This is a genomic window from Streptomyces prasinopilosus (genome assembly GCF_001419695.1).
Taxonomy (GTDB): domain Bacteria; phylum Actinomycetota; class Actinomycetes; order Streptomycetales; family Streptomycetaceae; genus Streptomyces; species Streptomyces prasinopilosus.
In genome coordinates, this window is sequence record NZ_LIRG01000785.1 from 1 (window position 1) to 1,909 (window position 1,909).

The 1,909-nt window shown below is 76.4% G+C and carries 2 protein-coding genes and 1 pseudogene; all 3 read left to right on the top strand.

The features are described 5' to 3' along the window. A partial coding sequence (gene mshB, locus AOK18_RS26420) for an N-acetyl-1-D-myo-inositol-2-amino-2-deoxy-alpha-D-glucopyranoside deacetylase (protein ID WP_055695970.1) occupies window positions 1–667 on the top strand: 667 nt, incomplete at its 5' end. After that, entirely contained in the window at window positions 664–1,086 is a 423-nt protein-coding gene (locus AOK18_RS26425) for a DUF6113 family protein (RefSeq protein ID WP_055571040.1), read from the top strand. The genes mshB and AOK18_RS26425, both read left to right, overlap by 4 nt. A 196-nt stretch (window positions 1,087–1,282) precedes the next feature. Beyond that, window positions 1,283–1,909: pseudogene (locus tag AOK18_RS33705) on the top strand (hypothetical protein); the annotation flags it as partial.

Sequence of the window (1,909 nt, forward strand, 5' to 3'; positions counted from 1 at the left end):
GGCCGAGGCGATGCGCGCCCTCGGCGTCGACGACTTCCGGCTGCTCGGCGGCGCCGGACGCTACAGCGACTCCGGAATGACGGGGCTGCCCGACAACGAGGACCCCGGCTGCTTCTGGCAGGCCGACGTCGACCAGGCGGCGGGCCTGCTCGCCCGGGTGATCCTGGAGGTCCGGCCCCACGTCCTCGTCACCTACGACGACAACGGCGGCTACGGGCACCCCGACCACGTCCAGGCACACCGCGTCGCCATGCGGGCCGTCGAACTCGCCGCCCGGGACGGGTGGGACGTCCCCAAGGTCTACTGGAACCGGGTGCCCCGCTCCGTCGCCGAGGCCGCCTTCGCCCGCCTGCACGACGACCTGCCCGCGCTGCCGTTCGACAAGGCGGGCGGGATCGGCGACGTCCCCGGAGTCGTCGACGACGCCCGGGTCACCACCGGGATCGACGGCACCGCGTACGCCGCCGCCAAGGCCGCCGCGATGCGCGCCCACGCCACCCAGATCACCGTGGCCGAGCCGTACGCCCCGTACTTCGTGCTCTCCAACGACCTGGCACAGCCGCTGTTCACCACCGAGTACTACGAACTGGTGCGCGGCGCGCGTCCCCCCGGCCGGGAGAACGACCTGTTCGCCGGCATCACGGCCGGGGCGGGGGAGACGGCATGAGCGACCGGACGACCGGGAGCACGTCGGCACTGGCCCGGCCACTGCGCCTGCCCCCCGCCGGGCGGATCGCCGCCTGCGTGGGACTGTTCCTGCTCGGTGCCGTGGTGGGCGTGGCCGGAGCGCTGGTGCAGCCCGCGTGGTTCCCCGGCGGACTGCTGCTCGCCCTCGCCGCCGAGGCCGGACTCTGCCTGGGCGCGGGACTCGCCCTGCGCAGCCGCGCCGGGGCCGCGTCGGCCGCCGGCGGCTGGGTGCTCGTCGTCCTCCTGCTCTCCGCCAGCCGCCCCGAGGGCGACTTCCTGTTCGCCGCGGGAGCCGGCTCCTACCTCTTCCTGCTCGGCGGCATCGCCGTCGCTGTGATGTGTGCCACCCTCGCGCCGGGGCGGCAACCACGGGGCGGTCCTGTCCGACTTGGGAAGTGACGTACCACTTCGCCGCGGTGCGCGGGTACGGCTCCGGCGGGGGTTTCCGCCACGGTCCGGCCATACGGGCCGGATACGGCCAGTATGGTTGTGCGCGCGCCGCTGAGCCTCCCCGAACTCTCGGCTCCGGTCGAGTTGGGGGAGACCCCCACCGTGAGGTCGTGACGGGCGGCGGAGCCAACCGGGAGAACCTGCCTTGAGTCGTGAAACTGACACTCCGTCCACCGGGCCCAACGGGCGCGGCGGAGCCGCGTACCCGTCGGGCACCCCGCCCTACGGGATTCCTGCGGTTCCCGCCGAGGCGGCGGCCGCGGGCCGGCCGGCCACCGGGCCGGACGAGCAGCGCGCGGACGAACGCAAGACCGAGACCACGCTGACGACCAGAGTCCGGATCAACATCCCCGGATCCCGGCCCATTCCGCCGGTCGTCGTGCGCAAGGCCGTCAAGGACGGCGACGGCGCGGGCGACGACGAGGGCCGGGGCACGGCCCGGGGCGGGGCCAAGGCCCAGGCCCCGGCGCCGCGTTCACCCAGGGCGCTCGGTGCCGGCACCGGCTCCGCCCCGGGCACGGGCCCCGGCGCCGTCGAGCCCTCCGCCGCGGCCGCTCCGGGAGGCCCCCGGCCCGCCCCGCAGCAGTCGGTTCCGCAGCAGTCGGCCCCGGCGGACAAGCCGGCCAGCGACTGGTTCGCGCCCCGCAAGTCCGGCGCGGGCAAGAGCGCTCCGGGCGGCGGCCCGGGCAACCCGGCCGGTACGCCGGGCGGTTCGGGACCGGCGGGCGGCACCCCCGGACCCTCCGGCCCCGCGGGCCGGCCCGGCGCGTCC

Bases quoted from the DNA above. Each gene is read 5' to 3' on its own strand.
- AOK18_RS26425 (WP_055571040.1), top strand. From the start codon at position 664: ATGAGCGACCGGACGACCGGGAGCACGTCGGCACTGGCCCGGCCACTG.